The sequence below is a fragment of the Haloarcula halobia genome (genome assembly GCF_029338255.1).
Taxonomy (GTDB): domain Archaea; phylum Halobacteriota; class Halobacteria; order Halobacteriales; family Haloarculaceae; genus Haloarcula; species Haloarcula halobia.
Genome location: NZ_CP119787.1, coordinates 1,357,187 through 1,379,441 on the forward strand (window position 1 = coordinate 1,357,187; position 22,255 = coordinate 1,379,441).

A 22,255-nucleotide genomic window follows, 5' to 3' on the forward strand; every position below is an offset into this window, starting at 1 on the left:
CGGCGGTGACTGGTGGATTCTTATCGCGTGGGAATCCGTCCCCGTTTTAATCACACTGGGCGTGTCAATTCCACTGATGGCTCGGCTGTTCGGTGTACGGGGTGAGAGGCTATCCCGCTCGACGGGGGTGACGGGAAAGCGCTGGCGATGGCTCGGTGGCCTGGTGTTGCTCGTCCCCGGTATCGCGGTCGGTATCGCAACTGTCGTACAGCTGTTCAACTCCGAGGCCCCGGCGCGCTGGCGACTCGTGACCGGGGCCGCGCTCTTCTGTCTCAGTCTCCCGCTCGTCGTCGGCGCCGCCTGGCTCGCCACGAGTGACTACGAGCCGGCAGACGTCAAGCGCGTCGTCTCCTGGTCGCTGGCCGGTTCGCTCCCCATTACGGCCCTGGCGCTGGTGGTCGTCGGCTACCAGCAGGCACACGGCGTCTCGGTGGCCCAACCGCTGCTGGTCACCGCGTGGGTCGCGGGGACGGGAGCGGTCGGCGGGTTGCTCACCGGCGTCTACGACGTCAGCCGGGAACGCGAGCGGGTCCGCAGTACCCGCGCCGAGAACCGACTCAGCGCCATCGTCGAAGCCTCGCCCGTTGCCGTCATCGCCATCGACAGCGACGGCATCGTCCAGACGTGGTCGAGCGGGGCCGAGCGGCTGTTTGGCTGGACGGCCGGGGAGGTGCTGGGCGAACCGTATCCGCTCGTCCCGGAGGACCGCCGCGAGGAGTTCCGCCGGCACAAACAGCGCGTCGACAAGGGGTACGTCATCGACGGCATCGAAACGCAGCGACAGCGCAAGGACGGGGCGCTCGTCGACGTGAGCCTCTGGTCGGCCCCCATCAACGACCCCGACGAGTCGGTGTCCGGACACATGATCGCCATCGCGGACGTGACCGACCGGAAACAGCGCGAACAGCAACTCGCGGTGCTCGAGCGCGTCCTCCGCCACGACATCCGGAACACGGTCAACGTCATCGAGGGGCGGGGCGACCTTCTCCTACGGGAACTCGACGACGAGGCGAACCTGTCGGCGGCCAGCCGCATCGTCGAGCGGGCCCGGCGGCTCGAACGGCTCAGCGAGAAGGCCCGCGACGTGACCAACGTGCTCCGGGGCGGCGAGAACGCCGGCGTCGTCGACGTCGTCGACCTGGTCCGGGAACAGCGCCGGCGCATCGGCCGGGAGTACCCCGACTGTGACATCCGTCTGGACGCGCCGTCGTCGGCCACCGTCTCCGGCGACCAGCGCCTGGGCATCGCCATCCGCGAGGCCGTCGAGAACGCCGTCGTCCACGGCTACCGGGAGACGCCGGACGGGGAGCCGGCCTACGTCAGTCTCGAGGTGCGACACGAGGACGAGTACGTCGTCGTCACCGTCACCGACACCGGGCCGGGGATTCCCGAGCGGGAACGCAAACCGCTGTCCGCCGAGACGGAGACGAGCCTCCAGCACGGTAGCGGCATCGGCCTCTGGTCGATTCACTGGCTGGTCCGCAGCATCGGCGGCGAGGTGACCATCTCCGACCGCGATCCCCACGGTGCGGTCGTGACCCTCCAGCTTCCGGAAGCGCCCGAGTCGCTCCTGATCCCCGATAGCCGGCGGACAGATTGATTACCGTCGCTCCCGGACCGACGGGCGTGGAGAAAGCGCCCGGCGGCACCTCGGTCGGGGTCGACGACCCGTACGCACACGTCGACCGGTGTGACTTCGTGACCGACGAGGGGAAGTGCCGCTGGGCACGCGAACACGGCCACCACGACCCGGCGTTCGCGAACGCGCGCAGCGCCGACGGCTTCCGCTGTCCCGCCGCCCTCGGCAGGGCCGAGGACGCCGACGGGACGGCCACTGACACCGGACGGGCTGAGCCCGAGTGGAAGTGGGCCGACTGCCCGCACTTCCGCTGTCGCAACCACGAGCGGGCCTGCGTCCGGTGTGGACTCGAGGAGCGCCGGATGGCCCACGCCGACGAGCGACCGCTCCTCGAGGAACACCACCTCTCGTACCGGGACGGGGCGAGCGACGACGACCTGGACCACGAGATAACCGTCTACCTCTGTCGGTGGTGTCACGCCAAGGTCCACGGCTCGTGGGCGCGCGTCGACGACGACGCGGCACCGGATCCCGAGGCCATCGCCGAACAGGAGGGCCGGCGTGCCAGAGAACAGTCCGAACTCGGGTTCGAGTCGGCCGCCGACCGCTATACTGATGACAACTGACAGGCTCCTGTCGGCATCGCTACGTGTGTCCCCCGGCGAGTATCACATCTGATAGCGAGGACTGTAACGATTAAGTCCCCGCTCGGGAAATACGTCGCCACTCGTGAAGGCTCCGGAGGTATCGAAGCGGTCCCTGGGGATGGGATACGTGGTGGGCACGGGCGTCGTGCTCTCGATCGCGCTCGTGCTCCACGCTATCACCGCGATGCAGGTCGGCCTCTATGCCCTCCTGGTCGTCTGTTCGGGACTGGTCCCGGCGCTCTCGCTCGTCGGAGCGAACTACTGGCTCCCCCGGAGCGGCCTCGACGGCGAGGAGGTGTGGACAGTCGCCGAGTGGGGCGGGTTCGGCATCGCCATCCTCACGCTCGCGAACGTCGCAGTCCTCCTCGCCGACGTCGAACTCGTCCGGTACACCCCGGGACTCCTCGCCAGCAGCATCGCCGTGGGCGGGTTCGTCGGCATCCTCGTGGGTGCCCTGCTCGAACTCCGCCGCTCGGCCCGTCGCCTCTCACAGAGCAACGACGTGCTCAACCGCGTCCTCCGTCACGACATGCGAAACGACCTCAACGTGGCGCTCGGCCACCTGAGCCAGCTCGAACGGACGGCCGACGGCGAGGCCGCCGAACACGCCGACCGTCTCCGGGAGACCATCGACGACATGGCGACGACGACCGAAAAGGCCCGGCAGATAGACGTGGCGCTCGCGGCCGACCGGCGGTCACAGCGTCCCGTCGACGTGGTGCCGTACGTCCGCGACCGCGTGGCGGCGGTCCGGCGAGCCTACCCCGAGGCCACCGTCGAACTGGACTGCCCCGACGAACTCGTGGTCCACGCGGACTGGTTGCTCGGGACGGTGCTCGACAACCTCGTCGAGAACGCGGTGGTCCACAGCGAGGGGACCCCCTCGCTCAGCGTCGTCGTCGAGCGCCGTGGCACCACCGCACACGTCCAGGTCCGCGACGACTGTCCCGCCATCCCGGACGCGGAGCTCGACGTCTTCTCCGCCGGCGGCGAGACGCCCCTGCACCACTCGAAAGGTGTCGGGCTCTGGCTGGTCACCTGGGTCGTCGAGAGCTACGGGGGCGACGTCTCCTTCCGGAACACCGAGTCCGACGGCAACGTCGTCGAACTCGAGCTCCGGACCGCCAGCTGGGTCGAGCGCAGCCGATGGCACGGCCTCCTTGACCGCTGAGCCCGACCCGGTATCAGGAAATATATACGCGGCGATGGCATTGCCGAGTGTAATGACCCGAATCGCCGTCATCGACAACCACGGGCAGTTCACGCACCTCGAACAGCGTGCGCTGCGTGACATGGGCGTCGACGTGGACCTGCTTGACAACACGACGCCGGCCGACGAGATCGCCGCCGACGGCGTCGTCCTCTCGGGCGGCCCGGACATCGAGGACATCGGCAACTGTCCCGACTACCTGGACCTCGAGGTGCCGATATTCGGCATCTGTCTCGGGATGCAACTCATCGCCCAGGAGCTGGGCGGCCGGGTCGGCGGCGGCGACTACGGCGGCTACGCCGACGTCACCGTCGAGATCCTGGACGAGTCGGACCCGCTCGTGGGGTCGCTGTACCCCGAAACGCGCGTGTGGGCCAGCCACGCCGACGAAGTCAAGGAGGTCCCCGACGGCTTCGACCGGACCGCCACCTCCGACATCTGCGGCGTCGAGGCGATGAGCAACACCGACGAGGACATCTACGGCGTCCAGTGGCACCCGGAGGTGGTCCACACTGAGGAGGGCGAGGCCGTCTTCGAGAACTTTGTCGCGGTCTGTGACCAGCGGTCGGTCGCTCGTCAGTGAACCGCGTCAGACGCAGGCTATTTATCGGCACACGAGGTTTGGTTGACACATGACGGCCACACAGGGGAACCTCGCCAGTCTCTCCCGCTTTATCTTCCGGGCCCCGAACTGGTACTCGAGCCTCGCGTTTGCCCTGTTGCTCGCCGCCTTTACCGGCATCGCGGCCTTCGACTCCCGGTTCGTCCTCGACGACGCCTGGCAGGGCGTGTTCTATATCGGCCTCCCGACGGCCATCGCCGGCGCCGTCACCCCCTGGGTCGACCGCCAGTTCGGCGGCCAGCTGACCCCGAACCGTGCGTCGCTGCTCGCGCTCATCTGTGAGCTCGTCACCATCGCCTTCCTCACCGTCGCGGGCGTCATCGCCCTGATCAGTCCCCGCTTCGGGCAGAACTTCGTCTTCGACACCCTGCTGGTGGCGCTGGCCTCCATCTTCGCGTTCCGCCTGCTCATCCTGATGGCCGTCTCCAGGCACTCGCTGCTGGCGGCGGTGGTCCCCGCGAGCGTCCAGACGGTGGCTGCTGCCGCCCTGCTGGCCATCTACAGCGGGGCCACGGCGTTCATCCTTGATAACCCGATGCTGCGCGAGATGCTGGCCCGCGCCGAGAAGGCCCCGCCCGAGATACAGGGCCTGATCCCGGCCGACTTCGCCCTGCTGGCGGTCATCTGTGCCTTCTACGCGCTTGCGGTCTGGGCGTTCCTCGTCGTCATCGACCAGCCCTGGCGCTCCTCGCTGGGCGTCTCCGCGCTCGATTTCCTCCGGGGCTTCATCGGCCACATCGCCGAGGGGTCGGACGAACTCGAGGCGTTCTTCGAGGACATCGGCGAGGAGGCGCTGGTCCCGGTGACCGTCCTCTCGGTCCGCCGACCCGGCGGCGAGGAGAAGGCCCGCTTCGTCCTGCCGATGATTCACCCAGGTCCCATGGGCGAGATCGGCGGCGGGAACCTCCCCAAGCGGGTCGCTGACGCCGCCGACGGCCTCGCCTTCCCGCCCCACGCCACCGCCGGTCACGACTTCAACCTCGTCACCGAGCGCGAGGTCGACACCATCCTCGAGACGGCGGCGACGGCCCACGACCGAATCGAGTACACCGACGCGGCGACGGCCGGCCACCGCCTGACCGAGGGCGAGGCGACGCTTACGGGCCAGGCCTTCGGCGACGACGCATTCGTCGTCACCACCTACGCCCCCGGCTTCGCCGACGACGTGGAGTACGCCGTCGGCCTCTCGGCGATGTCCGAGGCACGCTCGGGCGGCCTGGACGACGTCATGCTCGTCGACGCCCACAACAGCAACGACGGGCTGGAGGGCGACGATCTTGGCCACGTCGTCCCGGGCAGCCAGCGCTCGTTCGACATGATATACGGCGCTGGGGAACTGGGCGACCTGCTCGCCGACGCCGAGACGGGGTCGCTCCGCTGTGGCGTCGCCTGGGACGAGACCCCCTGGGATCCCGCGGAGGGCATCGGCCCGCTGGGCATCCGGGTCTGTGTCTTCGCGGTCGACGGCCAGACGACGGCCTACGTCCTGATCGACGGCAACAACATGGAACCGGGGCTGCGCGACAGTATCCTCGACACCGTCGACGCCGTCGACATGCTCGAGGTGATGACCAGCGACACCCACATCGTCAACACCGTCGAGGCCGAGAACCAGGTCGGCCAGGCCATCCCGCCCGCAGAGATCGTCGCCCTCATCGACGACCTGATCGATCGGGCCGTCGCGGACCTCGAACCCGTCGAAGCGGGGATGGAGAGCGAGACCGCCGAGGTCACGGTCTTCGGCAACGACCGCACCGAGACGCTGGCCTCGACGGCGAACGCGATGGTCTCGCTGGGCGGGGCCCTCGCCGCGGCGTTCATCCTCGCGGTGATGGCCGTCAGCGTCCTCATCTTCTCGCTGACCGGCTTCTAGCGGGTTCAAGAGATAAGGGACCCCCGGTCGTTGGATTGGCACATGACGCTCACGGACGCCGTCAAGAACAGCTTCGTCTCCGGACTCATCCTGTTGACGCCGCTCGTGGTGACCCTCTTTGTCCTCCGGATTCTCGTCAACTGGTCGCTCCAGTTCGTCGACCCCGTGGTGCAGGGCACGCGCCTGACACTGTACACGGGCAACGAGATCGCCGCCCAGCTGGTCGCGGCGGTTCTCATCCTCGCCGGCGTCACCCTCGTGGGCTATCTCGCCCAGAAGAGCATCGGCCAGCACCTCTTTGGCAACATCGGCCGCGCCGTGAACTTCATCCCGCTGGTCAACACCCTCTATGCCAGCGTCCGCCAGGTCGCGTCGTCGCTCGTCGAGCGTAACACCGGCTACGAGGGGGTCGCACTCGTCGAGTACCCTCGTGAGGGGGTCTACGCCATCGGCCTGGTCACCGGCGACGGCCCGCCCGAGATGGAGGCCGTCGCCGACGAGGAACTGTACGCCGTCTTCCTGCCCCACAGCCCCAACCCGACGGCCGGCCGACTCCTCTATCTCCCCGGCGACCAGGTCCACGAGATCGACATGAGCGTGCGCCGCGGGATGCGACTCGTCGTGACGACAGGGATGGGCGCCGAGTCCGAGTCGAAGCTCCTGCCGGAGCTCGCGAGGGAGAACGGCCTCGAACCGAAGAACTGACCCCGCAGTTGCGTCGCCTGTCGTCGTGGCCGCGAGAAACGCCGTCGAGATTTGAGCCGACGAGTCGCAGCCCCGGAACGGCGCGAAGCGCCGCACGCCCGGAACGTCTCGGCCCGTTCAAATCTCGACGGCGTTTCCACTCAACGAAGTGGGTCGTGGAAAACGCCGAGGAGGAGATTTGAACTCCTGAGTCCGTGAGGACAGTTGCTCTCGAAGCAACCGCCTTGGCCAGGCTAGGCTACCTCGGCTCACCCTATCGTTCCGCGCTGTCGTCTTTAGGGGTTTCGATTCGACGTCGGGCACCCCGACTCACCGGTCGTCGTCGTCGTCCACGTCGCCGTACCCACCACCACCCGGCGTCTCGACCCGGAGTGCGGTCCCGGCCTCGACGTCCAGGGTAACCTTCGCGCCGACCGCCTCGCCGTCGACGAAGTTCCGGCCGGTCGCCCCGTCGTCGCCCCCTTCGAGGCCCCACGGAGCGTGGCGGCGGCGCTCGGTCAGCAGGGAGACGGTCGCGTCCGTCTCGACGGTGAGCTCGCGGACCAGTCCGTCGCCGCCGCGGTGCTCGCCCGCGCCGCCGCTGCCACGCCGGAGGCTGTACTCCTCGACCCGGAGCGGGTAGGCCGCCTCCAGTGCCTCGACGGGCGTGTTCAGCGTGTTTGTCATCCCGACCTGGACGCCCGACGGGCCGTCGGCGTCGTCGGTCGCGCCCATCCCGCCGCCGATGGTCTCGTAGTAACTGAACGACGGGCCGCCGACGACGAGGTTGTTCATCGTCCCCTGGCCGGCCGCCGGGACGCGCTCGGGGGCGGCCTCGGCCAGCGCGCGGAAGACGACGTCGGTGACCCGCTGGCTCGTCTCGACGTTTCCACCGACCACGGCGGCGGGTGGCGCCGGGTTCAGCAGCGACCCCGGCGGCGCGTGGACCGAGACGGGGTCGTAACAGCCCTGGTTCGGCGGCACGTCGGGGTCGGTCACGCACCGCACCACGTAGTAGACGGCGCTCTTGGCGACCGACAGCGGGGCGTTGACGTTCCCGTCGACCTGCGGGGCGGTGCCGGCGAAGTCCACGTCCAGCTGCGCGCCCTCGACGGTCACCGTCACCTCGATGGGGATGTCCGCGTCCGTGACGCCGTCGCCCTCCATGACGTCGGTGGCGGTGTAGGTGCCGTCCGGTATCTCACGGAGCTCGGCCTCGACCCGGTTCCGGGAGTACTCGCGGACGGCGTCGAAGGCCGCGAGCAGGCGGTCGCCGTGGTCGTCCAGCAGGTCCCCGACCCGCTCGGCCCCGCGTTCGTTGGCGGCGACCTGGGCCTGCAGGTCGGCCTGGCGTTCGGCGGGGTCGCGGACGTTCGCCGCCAGCAGACTCCACACGTCCTCGCGGCGCTCGCCGTCGGCGACGAGGCGCAGCGGTGGAATCCGGACGCCCTCCTGGTGTATCTCGCGAGCGCCGGCGGGCATGCTCCCGGGGGCCATCCCGCCGACGTCGGCGTGGTGGGCCCGCGAGACGGCGTAGCCCACGACGTCGTCGTCGGGGGCGATGGGCGAGACGAGCGTCACGTCCGGGAGGTGGGTCCCGCCCTCGAAGGGGTCGTTGAGGATGAACACGTCGCCGGGCGCCGGGTCCTCGTCCCGGACCGCGTCGACGGCCTCGGGCATCGCCCCCAGGTGGACGGGGATGTGCTCGGCCTGGGCGACCAGTCGACCCGCGTCGTCGAACAGCGCGGTCGAGCAGTCCCGGCGCTCGGTGATGTTCGGGGAGAATGCGCCGTGGACGAGCACTTCGCCCATCTCCTCGGCGACGCTCTCGAGCTGGTTGCGCAGAATCTCGAGCTCGACGGCGTCGAGATCCGGTGCGGTCATGCCTCGCCCTCCAGGTGGAGCGTTCCGCGGTCGTCGACGGCCAGCGACCACGCCGGCGGGACCACGACGGTGCTCTCGCCACCCTCGACGACGGCCGGGCCGGTTCGCTCGCGACCGGGCGCCAGCCCCGCCCAGTCGAGCACCGGCGTCTCGTGCCACTCGCCGTCGAAGCGGACCTCGCGGCGGCCGGCGCCCGCGTCGGTCGTCGCCGCGTGCGACAGCGGCGGCATCTCGTGGTCGACCGTCGCCCGCGCCCGGAGCGTCACCACCTCGACCGGTTCCTCGGGCAAGCGGTAGCCGTGGGCGCGCTCGTGGGCCGCGTGGAACCGGGCGCCGAGTGTCGCGCGGTCGAAGTCCTCGATGGCGACGCCCAGTTCGTAACTCTGGCCGGCGTAGCGACAGTCGGCCTGGAAGGCGACCGTCGCCGCCCCCGGGTCGGCCGCGTCGGAAAGCGCCTCGGCCGCGAGGTCTTCCAGGACGTCTTCCACAGCCCCGGGGTCGGCCTCGTCCAGCCGTGTCCGGTAGGTCCGGGCGGCGTCGTGCTGTTCGTCGGCGGCCAGCAGTCCCAGCGCCGAGAGGACGCCGCTGGCCCGCGGGACGACGACGCGCTCGACGCCCAGGCGGTCAGCAAGCGCCGCAGCGTGCATCGGCCCGGCGCCGCCGAACGCCGCGATGGCGAACTCGCGCGGGTCGTGGCCCCGCTCGGCGGTGACGCTCCGGATGGCGCGGGTCATCGTGGCGTTCGCGACGGTGTAGACCCCCTCGGCGGCCGTAAGCGGGTCGTCGAGGGCCGCGTCCGCGGCGAGGTCGGCGAGCGCGTCGGTCGCCGCGTCGGCGTCGAGTTCGAGGCCCGCCCCGAGCGTGGTGTCGGCGCCCAGGTAGCCCAGCTTCAGGGCGGCGTCGGTCACTGTCGGATCGGTGCCACCCGTCCCGTAGCAGGCCGGGCCGGGGTCGGCGCCGGCCGACCGGGGGCCGACGCGGAGCGCCCCGCCCTCGTCGACCCAGGCGATCGAGCCGCCGCCCGCGCCCACCGTCTCGACGTCGACCATCGGGACCCGGACCGGACGCCCGCCCACGTCCGCGTCGGTCGTCCGCTCGACGCGCCCGTCCCGGACCAGCGAGACGTCGCTCGAGGTCCCGCCCATGTCGAAGGTGACCAGCCCCGCGACGTCCTCGGGTTCGAAGGCGCTGGCGCCGACGACGCCGGCGGCCGGACCCGACAGCGCCGTCGTCACGGCGTTGTCCCGGACTGTCTCGACCGAGGCGATGCCGCCGTTGGACTGCATCACCATCGGGGCCGGCAGGTCCCGCTCGTCGACGCCCGTCGAGAGTCGTTCGAGGTACTCGCCGACGACCGGCGTCAGTCCGGCGTCGGCAACCGTCGTCGCGGTGCGCTCGAACTCGCGGAACTCCCCCAGAACCTCGTGGCTGGCCGAGACCGGGACGTCCAGCTCCTCGCGAAGCGTCTCGGCGGCTCGGCGCTCGTTCTCGGGGTGGGCGTAAGCGTGCAGCAAGGAGACAGCGACCGCCTCGGCGTCGACGTCCCCCGCGAGGGCTCGAACCGCCTCGGGGTCGACTGCCCGCTCGATACCGTCTGTCGTCGCCCGCTCGTCGAGTTCGTAGCGGCGCCCGGCCGGCACCAGCGGCGCGGGGCGGTCGGAACGGGGGTCGTAGAGGTCGGGGCGGTCCTGCCGGCCGATGGCCAGCACGTCGCCGAACCCGGCGGTTGTGACCAGCGCCGTCTCGGCGACCCGCTCCTCGAGCAACGCGTTGGTCGCCGCCGTCGTCGCGTGCCGAAAGACGTCGACGGATTCCGGTTCGACGTCCGCCTGCGTGCAGGCCGTCTCGATGCCCTCGAGGACACCGGCGTGCTGTGGACTCGTCGTCGGCACCTTCGCCGTCGTCATCCCGGCGGCCGTCACCAGGACCACGTCGGTGAACGTCCCCCCGACGTCGACGCCCACCCGTACCGAATCGTGCATACGCCCCGTCGGACCGCCGGCGGGAAAAACGCTCCTCACAGGGGCCCCCTCTCGGGTGGCCCGGACACGTGGTCCCACAAGAGATTTCCCCGCTGCGGGGGACAGTTCTGGGGTGACACGTTCATCGACACCGGTCCGCGTCGGCGTCGCCGGCTGTGGGTTCATCGGGCAGACCGTCGGGGGCGACTTCCAGTGGGACGACCGCGCCTCGCTGGTCGCCATCGCCGAGGTAGACGACGAGACCCGCGAGTCTGTCGGCGACGATTTCGGCCTCCCGGCGACCGGTCGCTACGACGACTACGGGCGGATGCTCGCCGAGGCCGACCTCGACGCCGTCCTCGTCGCGACGCCCCACACGCTCCACTACGAGCAGGTCGTAGCCGCGATGGACCGGGGCCTGCACGTCCTCTGTGAGAAGCCGCTCGCGACGGACCTGGCGGACGCGCGGGACCTCACAGACCGCGCCGAGTCGGGCCAGGAGGTCCTGATGGTCGGGTACCAGCGCCACCTCGAGGACGGGTTCCGCAAGGCCCGCAAGCGGTGGGCATCGGGCGACGCCGAGCCCCGCTTCGTCACAGCCGAGATAACCCAGCGGTGGATCGAGGGCGTCGGCGGCACCTGGCGGACCGACGCCGACCACTCCGGCGGCGGCTTCCTCTACGATACGGGGAGTCACATCCTCGACGCCATCTGCTGGACGACCGGGCTGACGCCCGACTGGGTCAGCGCCGAGATGACCTTCCACGACGACGCCCGGCGCGTCGACTCGCGGGCGCTCGTCACCATCGGATTCGAGGGCGGCGCGACGGCGACGGTGTCGGTGTTCGGTGACGCCCCGGCCGTCCGCGAGCACATCCACATCTGGGACGACGACGGCGCGGTGTACCTCGACGGCCGGGAGTGGGAGCCCCGGCGGTACCGGGAGGTCGACGCCGACAGCACGACGACGACGCCCTACGTCCGTCCGTCGGAGTGGAGCAAGGCACAGGCCTTCCTCGACGCCGTCGTCGAGGGCCGTGACCCGCCTGCCACCGCTCGTGACGCACTGGTCGTGACCGCGATAACGGAGGCGGCCTACGAATCGGCACGGACCGGCCGGAAAGTCGACCTCTCGCTGTGACCTAGCCCCACGTCCAGCGCGTGTCCAGCGAGTAGCGATAGATGCCGGTCAGCGCGATGGCCACGGCGTTCGCGACGAGATACTTCTGGCTGCCCCAGGTGACAAGGGCAAAGAGGATGCCAAGCTGGATCGGGATGGCCGTCCCACGCACGAGGTTCGTCTTGCCCATCCCGACGAAGTACTCCCGGAGCGTCGTGTGTCGCGAGCGGTGGAACGTCCAGTGGTTGTTGAGGACGTACTGGAAGATGATGGTCAGCTCGATGGCGACGAACGCGCCGACGAGGTAGTTCCTGCCCCCCAGGTCGACGAACGTCCACAGGAGCACTGTCTGGACACCCGCGGCTGTCAGCCCGACGAGAAAGAACCGGACGAGCCTATCCATCCGGACTGGCGACCGCTGGGCGAGCGCCATTCGTGGCTACTGGTAACCGAGCGCCCTTAGTCTTGCCGTTATTTCGTCTGACGCCTGGCCGTCGCCTGGCTCCTCGCCCGCCGAGTTCTCGCTGGCTGCCAGGAGTCGGTCCACGTGCTCGGCGACGGCCCGGGAGAGGCGGTCGAGGACCGGCGTCGGCGCGCGCTCGGTCGTCGCCTCCGAACAGAGATCCCGCTGTTCCCCGGGGTCTGCGTTTCGGTCGTACAGCTCGCAGTGGCCGGAGTCGGTGTGCTCGATGTAGGTCCAGCGCTCGTCGCGAGCGCTGAGGAGCAACTCGCCGTCGTCGAGGCGGCGCGGGATGGGCTGACTCGTGACGCTCTCGCCCCGGACGGCCGCGGAGACGACCGGCGTCTCGGCCGCGAGGGGCACGTCCCCGTCGAGCGCCCCGACGAGCGACGGCCCCTCCCATCCCCCGGCGGGGTCGACGCCCAGCAACGCACAGACCGTGGGCGGAATCGCGTCGAGGCCGACCGGCTGGCTGACCGTGCCACTCGGGCCGTCCGGGTGGGAGACGAACAGCGGCACGTCGACGAGCTCGCGGTACAGTTTCGGGTAGTGCGCGAGGTGGCCGTGTTCGAGGAACTCCTCGCCGTGGTCGCCGGCGACGACGACGGCTGTCTCGTCGGCGAACCCCTCGGCGTCCAGCGTCTCCATGATGCGGCCGACGCTGGCGTCGACCTGTCGGACGGTGGCCGCGTACAATGTCTCCAGCGTCTCCAGCGTGCGCTCGTCGACGTCCCACCCCAGGCCGGTTCGCACGTGGGAACTGAGCATCCGGACGACGTTCAGCCGGGTGTCGGCCACCTCCCGGAGGTGTCGGGGCGCGGGCACGTACGGCGTGTGCGTGTCCATGTAGTGGACCCACAGGAAGAAGCCGTCCTCCGTCTCCCGGAGGAACTGGACCGCGTTGTCCTCGAGGTCGCCCATGCGCGAGATGTCGGCGAACGGACGGTCGTCGGACCCGCCGCTGAGCACCGTCGCGGCCCGGCGGAACGGCGACGTCGCCAGCTGGACCCACGCCTGGACGGTCGGGTGGGCCGCGAGGTACTTGCTGTACCCGCCGCTGTCGACGAACGGTTCGAACTCGTCGAAGCCGCGGTCGTACCCCCACGGGTCGGTCAGGAACCCGTTCGCGGCGTTGAACCCCGCCGTCGCGAACCCGGCCTCGGAGAGCCGCTCGGCCAGCGACGGCGTGGACGCCAGGCCGATGTCGGGCCGCTCGGCAAAGACCGGTCGGGACCCGAGGATGCTCGGGAACGAGAACGGCGTCCAGTTGCCCTGTGCGAACGCGTTCTCGAAGACGACGCCGCCGTCGGCCAGGTCGTCGAGCACCGGCGAGACCCCGTCGTCGTTGCCCACCGCGTCGGCCCGCAGCGAATCGACGGTGACGAGGACGACGTTGCTTGCGGCGGGATCCGACATCTACGCCACCTCAGCGTGGTGTCCGTGCCAGCGTCCCTGTCCGCGTCCCCGGCCACACAGAGAGAGAATGACTGCAGTATCGACCTTCCCACGGCTTCGTAGCCACATACCTAGTCCACTGCTCACGCAGTACTGAATCTTCTGGTTTCTCGAGAGAGCCGTCGAACGGCGTCTCCGTGGATGGCTCCGGATTCAATGTGGATTTTACCTACCGCGGGCGATTTATCCCGGCCGGGACAACCTTGCGAGTGCAACGATGCAATACTGCCCTCCAACCCAGCGGTGTTCGAGTACACGGCACCGGATCGCGCCTGGCTCCACGGTGTGTCTGGAGGTGGTACCGTGAGACTGCGCGCGTTCGCACTCGTCGGCCTCTTGCTCGGTGCGGCCGTCCTCGGCGCCGCCCCGGCCGCCGCCGACCAGACGGCGACGATCGACGCGGAGAGTCTCCCCCTTCACGCCGACGACCAGCAGGTCGTCCGGGGTGAGACGACCGTCAGTCCGGGGTCGGAACTGACCGTTCGCCTCCGGTCGAGTGACGGAAGCGACCCCTTCCTCGTACAGGAATCCACCCGCGTCCTCCAGGACGGGACCTTCGCCGCGACGTTCGACATGAGTCAGGTCTCTGGCAACACCAGCGTCAACCTCGTGGTCCACTCCGACGGCGAGACGCTCGTCGAGCGCGACAGCAGGGTCGTCGCGTGTGACGGCAACTGTTCGGACCCGGCACCCCCGACGCCGGCGCCCACCCCCACGCCCACGGAGACGGAGACGGAGTGGGAGGGGTCCGGGCTCGACGTGCGACGGGTCACGACGGTCCAACAGGGCGCAACTGCGACCATCCCGCTCTCGATGGAAGGGGTGGAAGTGGCCACCGTCTCCATCGGCGGCCCGGACGTGAACTACGTGATCAACGCGACGGTCCGTGACGGCGACGCCGACGGCGAGGCACGAGTGCTGTTCAACACCAGCAACGCGGGGACCGACGGCGCGACGCTGGCCGTCGCGGATCCCGACGACGACCTGACGGTGATGACTGACGAACCGGCCCTCCCGTCGACGCTCGACCCGGCCGACTACGAGATTCGCCTGTACGAGGGCGCCGGAACTGCCGGGCAACCGGCCGCCGTCGGCACACTCTCTATCACCGACGACGGAACGAACGACACGGAGCACAACGTCTCCGAGGCTCCCGAGTTCGGGTTCGAGCGGAGCATCGTCCGCACGCGACAGGGCGAGACGGCTCGAATCGCTATCTCGCTTCGGAGCGCCGAGGCCGCCACCGTCTCCATCGGCGGCCCCGAATCCGGGTACGAGATCAACGGGACGGTCCGTGACGGCGACGGCGACGGCCGGGTGACGCTGGTGTTCGACACCGCCGCCGCCGGGCACGACGGGACGACGCTCTCGACGGCGGGGACGGCCGACACCGTCACGGTCGAACCCGGGTCGGAGGTCGCCCTCGACACGCGCCTCGAGGCGGGCGACTACGACCTCTCGCTGGCCCGTGGGACCGCCATCGGCGCTGACGTCGACGACATCGGGACCCTCGTCGTCCAGCCGAGTGATGACGAGGCGTCCCCGACGGCGACGCAGACGGCCGCGCTGTCGGACGCGGACACTTCCCCGCCGCCGTCGGATCGTGACCTCGGTGCTGGCGTCGGTTCGCTCGCTGTCGGTGGCATTCTGGCGACCGCTGCGGCCGTGTTGCTCTTCCGGGCGTTCGTCGCCTGAGGCACCCTCTGTGCGGTCGCGACGGTGCCGATCGAGTCGACAACGACCCGTCTCGACGCGTACCGCTCGTCGCAGTGCTCCTTTTCCAGTCGTCTCATGGCGGCGCCACCTCCACCGCGCCGGACTCGCGAGAGTGACGCTCAGGCGATACTACCGTGAAGCGACGGCGACAGCCAGCCCGAGGACGGCGAGACAGCCACAGAAAAACAGGAGCCCGGGTTCGAACACCTCGAAGACCAGCCACGCGAGCGACCCGCCGGGGGCCGGCGAAGCCGCCGTTGTGCTGGCGGGTCCGAGGACACCGTCCGTGGCGGGATTCGCGAGTCGTTTTGCCCCCCACTGGACGAACAGGCTCGCGAGGCCGAGCAATCCGAGGCCCGCGACAACGTCTGTCAGTGATCGCTGCAGGCGTGGCCGCAGGTCGCCGTCGCCGACGAAGACGATGGGGTCGCTCGCCGGCCCGTAGACGGTCATCTCGTTGCCCTTCTCGGAGTAGACTGTCTCTATGGGCTCGATGAGGCCGGCCTCTCGGAGGTTCGTCACGTGGTAGTGGACGTTCTGGACGGAGGTGTCACACCGCTCGGCTATCTCCGAGGGCGTGCCCGGCTGGTCGAACAGCGTCCGGAACAGTGCCCGGCCGGTGTCCGACGCCAGCGCGTCGAGCACCTCGTCGGTCGCCCGCTCGTCGACGTCGAGCACACGCGGTGTCTCGTCGGGTGCCGCTGTACGTTGTTGGATCTGGTCGATAAGTCCCGGCATACGTGTCGCTGGCGTGTACTGAACGGCGAACCGACAAAGGTCTCCGGCAGACTAAAAATCAGATTTAACCGGTCTCGCTCCCCTCCGCGGCCGTCCGGTTGTCGGCCGCGCGGACCGCTGCGACGGGGTCGACCTCGCCGTGACCGGTCGCGTAGTCGACACCGGCCGCCGCGACGTCCTCGCTCGTGAGTTCGAGCAGGAGTTCGACGTGTCGCGGCGAGAGCGAGTCGTCCGCGGCCAGCACGAGTGCGGCGGTCCCGCCGACGTAGGGGACGGCCGCCGACGACCCGACGAACCCTCGGTCGGAGACGGCGGCGAACCGGCGGTCCGGAGCGACCACGTCGATGCCCGTTCGGCCGTCGGCCGTCGGCCCGCGCGAACTGAACGGTTCGACCCGGTCGACCCGGCTGTTGTACGCCCCGACCGCGAGCACTCCGTGGGCCGTCGCCGGGGCGACCAGGCTCCCTCTCGGGGTCGAGTGCTGTAACTCGTGGGTGGGCGAGACGACGCGGAGGCGGGCACCGGTCGGGTCCGGCGGGCCGCGGACGACGACGAAGTACTCGCCCGGCGAGACGTCGGCGACGATCCGCTCGTTCGGCACGTCGTCGGCGCGATAGGGCTGTGAGCGGGCGACCAGGCGTGGCGAACTCCCGTTCTCGCTGTACAGCTCGAGCGTGTAGTCCTCGTCGGCGTGTGCCTGCTCCCACGACAGCCACATCGTCACCCGCGTCCCGCCCCGGAGCCTGTTGCGCCGGCTCTCGCCGTCGAACTGGAGGACGCCGTCGTCGACGGCGGTGCGGTCGTAGGTCCCCTGCCAGTGGGAGTCCGCGAGGTTCCCGGCGGGCGCGACGACGAGCGTCCCGGCGTCGGTGGCTCGCTCGACGGTTCGGGCCACGGGGCCGGTCCCGTCGCCGGGCTGGCCGTAGAACGAGACCGGCGCGACGATCACGTCGACGTCACGGCGGGTCAACCACTCGACGGCCCGCTGATAGCTGTCGACGCCGCCGACCCGCGTCAGGTAGAGGTCGGCGTCGGGTGCGGTCCGGGCGAGGACGGTCGCGGTGGCGGTCCCGTGGCTGTTTGTACTCCCACGAACCCCGCCACGACCGAACGCACGGGTCTCTCGGACGTGGCCCGACAGCGCGCGCGAATCGAGGTCGAACCCGGCGACGTCGACCACGCCGACAGAGACGTTCGAACCGGTTATCCCGGCCCGGTGGAGCCGCCGGAACTCGTCCTCGTTCGTCGCGACTGCCGGCTCCGCGTCGGCGGCGGTCTCGTCGGATGCCGGCGCCGTCGTCGTCACCGCAACCAGTCCGATTCCGACGGTGAGGAGCGCGACCCCGACGGCCGCCAGCGCCGCCGCGACCCGGACCCGGTCAGGCATCGTTCGCTCCGGTCGGGATGTCTGCCCTTCCGGCTCCGACGGCCTGGTCACGACCGACCGAGCGGGCCTGATTCGATGCCCATGCCGGTCGTTCGACGGTCACCCCACCGGCGTCCACCACCCGGTAGGTGTACGTCCGCGTCCGGACGTGTCGGCCCCACTTGTTGCGCTCGACGGTCACGAACGTCACGGCGAACAGCTCGATGCGCCCGCTGGCGGTGACGACGGCCCGCCCCTCGTACCGGACCTCGTCGGCTTCCAGTCGCTCGCCGCTCGGCGGGCCGCCGTCGTCGGCCGTGAGCACGTACCGTCGTGGCGTGCCGTCCTCGACGGAGCGCACGGTGTACCGCCCGGCGGAGAGCCACCGTTCGAGTCGCGCCGTCCGGTAGCGCGTCGCCGGGGCGACGTCGCTCCGGACCGTGGTCACTCGCCGGTCGTCGCCGCGCCGGTAGCCGGTCGCGGGGCCGCGCCACGTCTCGACACGCTGACGGTCGGCACCGCGCTCATGGACCTCGATGGTACGCGAGGGTCCGTTGTCGTCCACCCACACCCGCGTCCTGACGGTTTCGTTCGTCTCGCCGGTCCGGTTCGACCGGACGCTCTCCAGGTGGACGCTCGCACCAGCGAGGGACCGCTCGTGAGCGGCGACGAGGGCGGCGGCGTCGACGGTCTCTTCCGCGACACCCGGCGGGGTGGCCGAGCTCGCTCTGGTCGTCGTGTCCGGTTGGGTCGGACCGCTCGTGAGCGTCGTCCACCCCGAGCCGAGGACGAGCAGACAGACGAGGACGACCCGTAGACTCGCCATTGGCGGGCCTTCTGCGCCCTCACTAAAATGTCCCCGGAACGCTCAAACCGGCGTCGTAGTCTGGGTCAGCGGCTCGGCCGAACGGCTCCCGTCTCCGGGACGTCGATACAGTTTAATCCCGGGGCCGAATGACTGTCAACGTATGACAGACGGCGACTTCGAGGGCTACGGTGGGCGACACGTCCCCGAGCCCCTCAAAGAGCCCCTCGAACAGCTGGCGACCGCGTACGACGACATCAAGGACACCGACGCGTTCCGCGAGGAACTGGACGCGCTCTTGGGGGACTTCGCCGGCCGGCCGACGCCGCTGTTCCACGCCGAGACCCTCAGCGAGCGCTGGGGAGCGGACATCTACCTGAAACGAGAGGACCTGCTCCACGGCGGTGCCCACAAGATCAACAACACGCTCGGCCAGGCGCTGCTGGCGAAGAAGGCCGGCCGACCCCGCCTCATCGCCGAGACCGGGGCCGGGCAACACGGCACCGCGACGGCGATGGCCGGTGCCCTGCTCGACCTGGACACGGAGATCTACATGGGCAAGAAGGACGTCGAGCGCCAGAAGATGAACGTCTTCAGGATGCGCCTGATGGGTGCGGAGGTCAACGAGGTCACGCGGGGCGACCAGGGGCTGGCCGACGCCGTCGACGCCGCCCTGGAGGACTTCGCGCAGAACATCGAGGACACCCACTACCTCGTCGGCAGCGTCGTCGGGCCGGACCCGTTCCCACGGATGGTCCGGGACTTCCAGAGCGTCATCGGCCGCGAGGCCCGCGAGCAGTTCCAGAACCGGACGGGCGAACTTCCGGACGCGGCCGTCGCCTGCGTCGGCGGCGGGAGCAACGCGATGGGCCTGTTCCACGCGTTCCGCGACGACGACGTGGCCTTCTACGGTGCGGAGGGCGGCGGCGAGGGCGCTGAATCGACGCGCCACGCCGCGCCGCTGGCGGAAGGGCACGAGGGCGTCATCCACGGGATGAAGACCCGGATCATCGACGACGACGTGGAGGTCCACTCCGTCTCCGCCGGCCTGGATTACCCCGGCGTCGGCCCCGAACACGCCATGTTCCGGGCGGTCGGCCGCGCGGAGTACCACGGCGTCACCGACGACGAGGCCCTGGAGGCGTTCCGCGAGCTCTCCGAGGCAGCGGGCATCATCCCCGCGCTGGAGACGAGTCACGGCCTGGCCTACGCGAAGCACCTGGCCGGCGAGAGCGACCACGACTCTATCCTCGTGAACCTCTCCGGCCGCGGCGACAAGGACATGGAACAGGCGGCCGAGATGTTCGATCTCTCCTGAACGGGGCTCACTCCGGCGTCGGGGCGTAGTCGGCGTGCTCGCCGTCGCCGCTCTCGGGGTTGAGGATACAGCGGCGTGAGCCCAGCTGCATGGCTGGCCGAACGGCCCTGGCATTGATAAACGCCCGCCGTTGGACGGCGTCGCCGGCGCTAGTCTAGTGCCGTTGGGCTAACCCGTGTACATAAGTAGGGAGTTCCGCTACTGTGGGTATGGCGAACATCGAGTTGACCAGCAGCCAGCGAGCGGCCCTGACGGCCCTGGTCAACGAGCACGACTCGACCGGCGAACCGGTGAAAGGCGAGGTCATCGCCGAGGCCGTCGACCGGACGCCGGGGACCGTCCGGAACCAGATGCAGCACCTGAAAGACCTCTCCCTGGTCGAGGGGCTCACCGGGCCCAACGGCGGTTACCGGCCGACACCGCTCGCGTACGACGCGCTCGGGCGCGAGGACATCGACGACCCCCAGACGATGACACTCGCGCGCAACAACCGGCGCGTCGACGTCACCGTCGACGGCATCCGTCTGACGAGCGTCCACCACCCCGAGGCGTGTCGCGCCCACGTGCACCTCCAGGAGTCGTTCACCGAGTTCGAGATCGGCGACGCTCTCGCCGTCGGTCCGACGCCGGTTGCAGGGCTCTTGCTCGCCGGCGTGGTCGAGGCCGTCGACGAGGCGAACAACGAGATCGTGGTCGACATCGCCCAGCTGGAGGCCCCGGTCGACGGGCCGGACTAGCGGGCGTCGCGAACCTCCGTGAGTGTGGCCGGGTTCTCGATGCTGGACATGTCGCCCAGGTCCTCGTCACGGTAGACCGAGGCGATGGCCCGACGGATGATCTTCCCGCTCTGGGTCTTGGGGAACTCGTCGACGAACAGTACCTCGCGGGGCCGGAAGGGCTTGCCCAGCTCCTCCCCGACCATCGCCGTGATCTCCTCGCGCAGGGCGTCTCTCTCCGCGACGCCGTCCTCGACGACGACGTAGAGGACCACCGCCGTCCCGGTGGTGTCGTCGGGGACGCCGACGGCCGCCGCCTGGTTGACGGCGTCGTGTTCCATCGCCGCGCCCTCCACCTCCGCGGGACCGACCTTCCGGCCGGCGACGTTGAGCGCGTCGTCGGCCCGACCGTGGAGGAACCACAGGCCGTCTGCGTCCTTCTGGGCCCAGTCGCCGTGGTTCCAGCGGTCCGGCCAGCGCGACCAGTACTCCTCGAGATAGCGCTCGTCGCCCGACCACAGCGACTTCGTCATCGACGGACAGGAGTCGCGGGCGACCAGGAAGCCCCGCTCGTGGGTGTCGGCGATGGACTCGCCCTCGCTGTCGACGATGTCGATGTCCATCCCCAGGCCCGGCCCGCCGAGCGTCCCCGGCTTGAGCGGCTGGATGGGCATGGGCATGAGAAAACAGCCCATTATCTCCGTCCCGCCAGAGATATTGATTATCGGACAGGTCTCGTTGCCGACCGCCTCGTAGAACCAGTGCCAGGACTCGGGGTCCCACGGTTCGCCCGTCGACCCCAGCAGGCGGAGACTCGAGAGGTCGTGGCCCTCGAGCCAGTCGTCGCCTCGCTTGCGCAGCGCGCGAATCGCCGTCGGCGAGACGCCGAAGGTCGTGATGTCGTGGCGGTCTATCATCGCCCAGAACCGGTCGGGTTCGGGGTGGTCGGGGGCGCCCTCGTACATGAAGACGGTGCCGCCGAAGGCGTGGTTGCCCAGCAGCGTCCAGGGCCCCATCATCCAGCCGATGTCGCTGACCCAGAAGAAGCGGTCCGAGGGCTTGTGGTCGAACCCGAAGTAGACCTCCTTGGCCGCCTGGAGCAGGGCGCCCGCGTGCGTGTGGACGATACCTTTCGGTTCGCCGGTCGTCCCAGAGGAGTACAGCAGCATCGACTCCTGATCGGCGGCGAGGTGTTTGCTTGCGTAGGCGTCGTCCTGCGTCTCGACGGCCTCGGTCCACCACTCGTCGCGGCCGGTCCAGGTCAGCGTCTCGTCGGGGTCGTCGGCCGTGCCGATGCGGTCGTAGACGACGGTGTGTTCGACCGGCTCACCGGCCTCCTCGATGGCCTCGTCGGCCGTCCCCTTGAGGTGGACCCCGCTGCCTCTGCGGTAGAACCCATCGCCCGTGAACAGGACCGAGCAGTCGGCGTCGGCCAGGCGCGTCGCCGTCGCGTCGACGCCGAACCCGGAGAAGATGGGGACGGCGATGGCGCCGACCTTCAGACAGCCGTAGAGAATCGCGGCGACCTCGGGGACCATCGGCATGTACAGGCCGACGGTATCGCCGGTCCCGATGCCGACCGATTCCAGGTAGTTCGCCACCTTGCTGGCCTGCCGGTTCAGCTCATGGAACGTCACCTCGCGGACGTCGCCGGGTTCGCCCTCCCAGATGAGCGCGACGTGGTTCCGGGTGCCGCTGTCGCGGGCGGCGTGCCGGTCGACCACGTTGTGGGCGGCGTTGATGGTCCCTCCGGGGTACCACTCCGTGTACTGGGGCCCGTCGGTGTCGTCCCTGACCCGGTCGTACTCGTCGAAGAACTCGATGCCCAGATAGTCCGGCAACACGTCCCAGAACCACTCGACCCCGGAGTCCGGTTCGTCGGGCAGGTCGGTCGTCGTCCGCTCGACGAGTTCGTCGTAGTCGTCGATGTCGTGGGTCTGCATGAACGCCCAGACGTTCGTCGACTCGACGAACTCCCGTGTCGGTTCGTGGACGACAGTGTCCATCTCCTCGAGTGAGTCCGAAGCCATACCCTGCGGTTCGATGACGGGCACCAAAGAAGTTGCGTGAAATACGACGCTTTCTCCAGGCCGACGCGTCC

18 protein-coding genes and 1 tRNA gene are annotated in these 22,255 nt (G+C 69.7%); 10 read left to right on the top strand and 9 right to left on the bottom strand.

Annotation, left to right across the window (positions count from 1 at the left end; all coding sequences use genetic code 11):
• Nucleotides 1–76: 76 nt before the first annotated feature.
• From P1K88_RS07220 to P1K88_RS07245, 6 genes are all read left to right on the top strand, one after another.
• Nucleotides 77–1,600: a PAS domain S-box protein gene (locus tag P1K88_RS07220; RefSeq protein WP_276413759.1), complete on the top strand. Its 1,524-nt coding sequence runs from the start codon at nucleotides 77–79 to the stop codon at nucleotides 1,598–1,600.
• 26 nt (nucleotides 1,601–1,626) lie between these two features.
• The gene (locus tag P1K88_RS07225) at nucleotides 1,627–2,205 is read left to right on the top strand and encodes a DUF7097 family protein (protein ID WP_276413761.1); all 579 of its coding nucleotides are present in this window, start codon (nucleotides 1,627–1,629) and stop codon (nucleotides 2,203–2,205) included.
• A 103-nt stretch (nucleotides 2,206–2,308) separates the two neighbouring features.
• On the top strand, nucleotides 2,309–3,397 hold the full coding sequence (locus tag P1K88_RS07230) for an ATP-binding protein (RefSeq protein ID WP_276413763.1): 1,089 nt from the start codon (nucleotides 2,309–2,311) through the stop codon (nucleotides 3,395–3,397).
• A 52-nt stretch (nucleotides 3,398–3,449) separates the two neighbouring features.
• A complete protein-coding gene (locus tag P1K88_RS07235; RefSeq protein WP_276413764.1) occupies nucleotides 3,450–4,019 on the top strand; it encodes a GMP synthase subunit A in 570 nt (189 codons plus the stop codon).
• A gap of 49 nt (nucleotides 4,020–4,068) precedes the next feature.
• On the top strand, nucleotides 4,069–5,931 hold the full coding sequence (locus tag P1K88_RS07240; RefSeq protein WP_276413765.1) for a DUF2070 family protein: 1,863 nt from the start codon (nucleotides 4,069–4,071) through the stop codon (nucleotides 5,929–5,931).
• A 42-nt stretch (nucleotides 5,932–5,973) separates the two neighbouring features.
• The gene (locus P1K88_RS07245; RefSeq protein WP_276413767.1) at nucleotides 5,974–6,636 is read left to right on the top strand and encodes a DUF502 domain-containing protein; all 663 of its coding nucleotides are present in this window, start codon (nucleotides 5,974–5,976) and stop codon (nucleotides 6,634–6,636) included.
• A gap of 163 nt (nucleotides 6,637–6,799) precedes the next feature.
• Here P1K88_RS07245 and P1K88_RS07250 read toward each other — a convergent pair.
• The 3 genes from P1K88_RS07250 to P1K88_RS07260 all read right to left on the bottom strand — a co-directional run bounded on the left by P1K88_RS07250 (nucleotide 6,800) and on the right by P1K88_RS07260 (nucleotide 10,481).
• Nucleotides 6,800–6,884: transfer RNA gene (locus P1K88_RS07250), tRNA-Ser, on the bottom strand.
• Nucleotides 6,885–6,945: 61 nt separating this feature from the next.
• Nucleotides 6,946–8,499 (bottom strand): hydantoinase B/oxoprolinase family protein, encoded by a 1,554-nt coding sequence (locus P1K88_RS07255; protein WP_276413769.1) that lies wholly within the window; start codon nucleotides 8,497–8,499, stop codon nucleotides 6,946–6,948.
• A complete protein-coding gene (locus tag P1K88_RS07260) occupies nucleotides 8,496–10,481 on the bottom strand; it encodes a hydantoinase/oxoprolinase family protein (RefSeq protein ID WP_276413774.1) in 1,986 nt (661 codons plus the stop codon). The genes P1K88_RS07255 and P1K88_RS07260 overlap by 4 nt, the downstream gene beginning before the upstream one ends.
• Nucleotides 10,482–10,593: 112 nt before the next feature.
• On the opposite strand from P1K88_RS07260, the gene P1K88_RS07265 reads away from it, so the two are divergent.
• A complete protein-coding gene (locus P1K88_RS07265) occupies nucleotides 10,594–11,601 on the top strand; it encodes a Gfo/Idh/MocA family protein (RefSeq protein ID WP_276413776.1) in 1,008 nt (335 codons plus the stop codon).
• A 1-nt stretch (nucleotide 11,602) separates the two neighbouring features.
• On the opposite strand, the gene P1K88_RS07270 is transcribed toward P1K88_RS07265, so the two are convergent.
• Together P1K88_RS07270 and P1K88_RS07275 are read right to left on the bottom strand one after the other, a co-directional pair.
• On the bottom strand, nucleotides 11,603–12,013 hold the full coding sequence (locus P1K88_RS07270) for a GtrA family protein (RefSeq protein WP_276413778.1): 411 nt from the start codon (nucleotides 12,011–12,013) through the stop codon (nucleotides 11,603–11,605).
• A 6-nt stretch (nucleotides 12,014–12,019) separates the two neighbouring features.
• Nucleotides 12,020–13,456, bottom strand: a complete 1,437-nt coding sequence (locus P1K88_RS07275; RefSeq protein ID WP_276413780.1) for a sulfatase family protein — start codon at nucleotides 13,454–13,456, stop codon at nucleotides 12,020–12,022.
• A gap of 342 nt (nucleotides 13,457–13,798) precedes the next feature.
• Here P1K88_RS07275 and P1K88_RS07280 point away from each other — a divergent pair, with 342 nt between their 5' ends.
• The gene (locus P1K88_RS07280) at nucleotides 13,799–15,190 is read left to right on the top strand and encodes a DUF7827 domain-containing protein (RefSeq protein WP_276413782.1); all 1,392 of its coding nucleotides are present in this window, start codon (nucleotides 13,799–13,801) and stop codon (nucleotides 15,188–15,190) included.
• Between the two features lie 150 nt (nucleotides 15,191–15,340).
• Here P1K88_RS07280 and P1K88_RS07285 read toward each other — a convergent pair whose 3' ends face one another.
• The 3 genes from P1K88_RS07285 to P1K88_RS07295 form a co-directional block, all read right to left on the bottom strand.
• Nucleotides 15,341–15,949: an ArsR/SmtB family transcription factor gene (locus P1K88_RS07285; RefSeq protein ID WP_276413784.1), complete on the bottom strand. Its 609-nt coding sequence runs from the start codon at nucleotides 15,947–15,949 to the stop codon at nucleotides 15,341–15,343.
• A 64-nt stretch (nucleotides 15,950–16,013) separates the two neighbouring features.
• Nucleotides 16,014–17,336, bottom strand: a complete 1,323-nt coding sequence (locus tag P1K88_RS07290) for a S8 family serine peptidase (protein ID WP_276413786.1) — start codon at nucleotides 17,334–17,336, stop codon at nucleotides 16,014–16,016.
• Nucleotides 17,329–18,141, bottom strand: a complete 813-nt coding sequence (locus P1K88_RS07295) for a hypothetical protein (protein ID WP_276413788.1) — start codon at nucleotides 18,139–18,141, stop codon at nucleotides 17,329–17,331. The genes P1K88_RS07290 and P1K88_RS07295 overlap by 8 nt, the downstream gene beginning before the upstream one ends.
• Nucleotides 18,142–18,283: 142 nt before the next feature.
• On the opposite strand from P1K88_RS07295, the gene trpB reads away from it, so the two are divergent.
• Together trpB and P1K88_RS07305 are read left to right on the top strand one after the other, a co-directional pair.
• The gene (trpB, locus tag P1K88_RS07300) at nucleotides 18,284–19,438 is read left to right on the top strand and encodes a tryptophan synthase subunit beta (protein ID WP_276413789.1); all 1,155 of its coding nucleotides are present in this window, start codon (nucleotides 18,284–18,286) and stop codon (nucleotides 19,436–19,438) included.
• A 209-nt stretch (nucleotides 19,439–19,647) separates the two neighbouring features.
• The gene (locus P1K88_RS07305; RefSeq protein ID WP_276413791.1) at nucleotides 19,648–20,175 is read left to right on the top strand and encodes a TrmB family transcriptional regulator; all 528 of its coding nucleotides are present in this window, start codon (nucleotides 19,648–19,650) and stop codon (nucleotides 20,173–20,175) included.
• On the opposite strand, the gene P1K88_RS07310 is transcribed toward P1K88_RS07305, so the two are convergent.
• A complete protein-coding gene (locus P1K88_RS07310; protein WP_276413793.1) occupies nucleotides 20,172–22,184 on the bottom strand; it encodes an AMP-binding protein in 2,013 nt (670 codons plus the stop codon). The genes P1K88_RS07305 and P1K88_RS07310 overlap by 4 nt on opposite strands.
• Nucleotides 22,185–22,255: the final 71 nt, after the last annotated feature.

Coding starts and splice junctions, on each gene's coding strand:
- P1K88_RS07220 (WP_276413759.1), top strand. CDS start 77: ATGGCTCGGCTGTTCGGTGTACGGGGTGAGAGGCTATCCCGCTCGACG.
- P1K88_RS07235 (WP_276413764.1), top strand. CDS start 3,450: ATGACCCGAATCGCCGTCATCGACAACCACGGGCAGTTCACGCACCTC.
- P1K88_RS07240 (WP_276413765.1), top strand. CDS start 4,069: ATGACGGCCACACAGGGGAACCTCGCCAGTCTCTCCCGCTTTATCTTC.
- P1K88_RS07245 (WP_276413767.1), top strand. CDS start 5,974: ATGACGCTCACGGACGCCGTCAAGAACAGCTTCGTCTCCGGACTCATC.
- P1K88_RS07255 (WP_276413769.1), bottom strand. CDS start 8,499: ATGACCGCACCGGATCTCGACGCCGTCGAGCTCGAGATTCTGCGCAAC.
- P1K88_RS07260 (WP_276413774.1), bottom strand. CDS start 10,481: ATGCACGATTCGGTACGGGTGGGCGTCGACGTCGGGGGGACGTTCACC.
- P1K88_RS07270 (WP_276413778.1), bottom strand. CDS start 12,013: ATGGCGCTCGCCCAGCGGTCGCCAGTCCGGATGGATAGGCTCGTCCGG.
- P1K88_RS07275 (WP_276413780.1), bottom strand. CDS start 13,456: ATGTCGGATCCCGCCGCAAGCAACGTCGTCCTCGTCACCGTCGATTCG.
- P1K88_RS07285 (WP_276413784.1), bottom strand. CDS start 15,949: ATGCCGGGACTTATCGACCAGATCCAACAACGTACAGCGGCACCCGAC.
- P1K88_RS07290 (WP_276413786.1), bottom strand. CDS start 17,336: ATGCCTGACCGGGTCCGGGTCGCGGCGGCGCTGGCGGCCGTCGGGGTC.
- P1K88_RS07295 (WP_276413788.1), bottom strand. CDS start 18,141: ATGGCGAGTCTACGGGTCGTCCTCGTCTGTCTGCTCGTCCTCGGCTCG.
- trpB (WP_276413789.1), top strand. CDS start 18,284: ATGACAGACGGCGACTTCGAGGGCTACGGTGGGCGACACGTCCCCGAG.
- P1K88_RS07305 (WP_276413791.1), top strand. CDS start 19,648: ATGGCGAACATCGAGTTGACCAGCAGCCAGCGAGCGGCCCTGACGGCC.
- P1K88_RS07310 (WP_276413793.1), bottom strand. CDS start 22,184: ATGGCTTCGGACTCACTCGAGGAGATGGACACTGTCGTCCACGAACCG.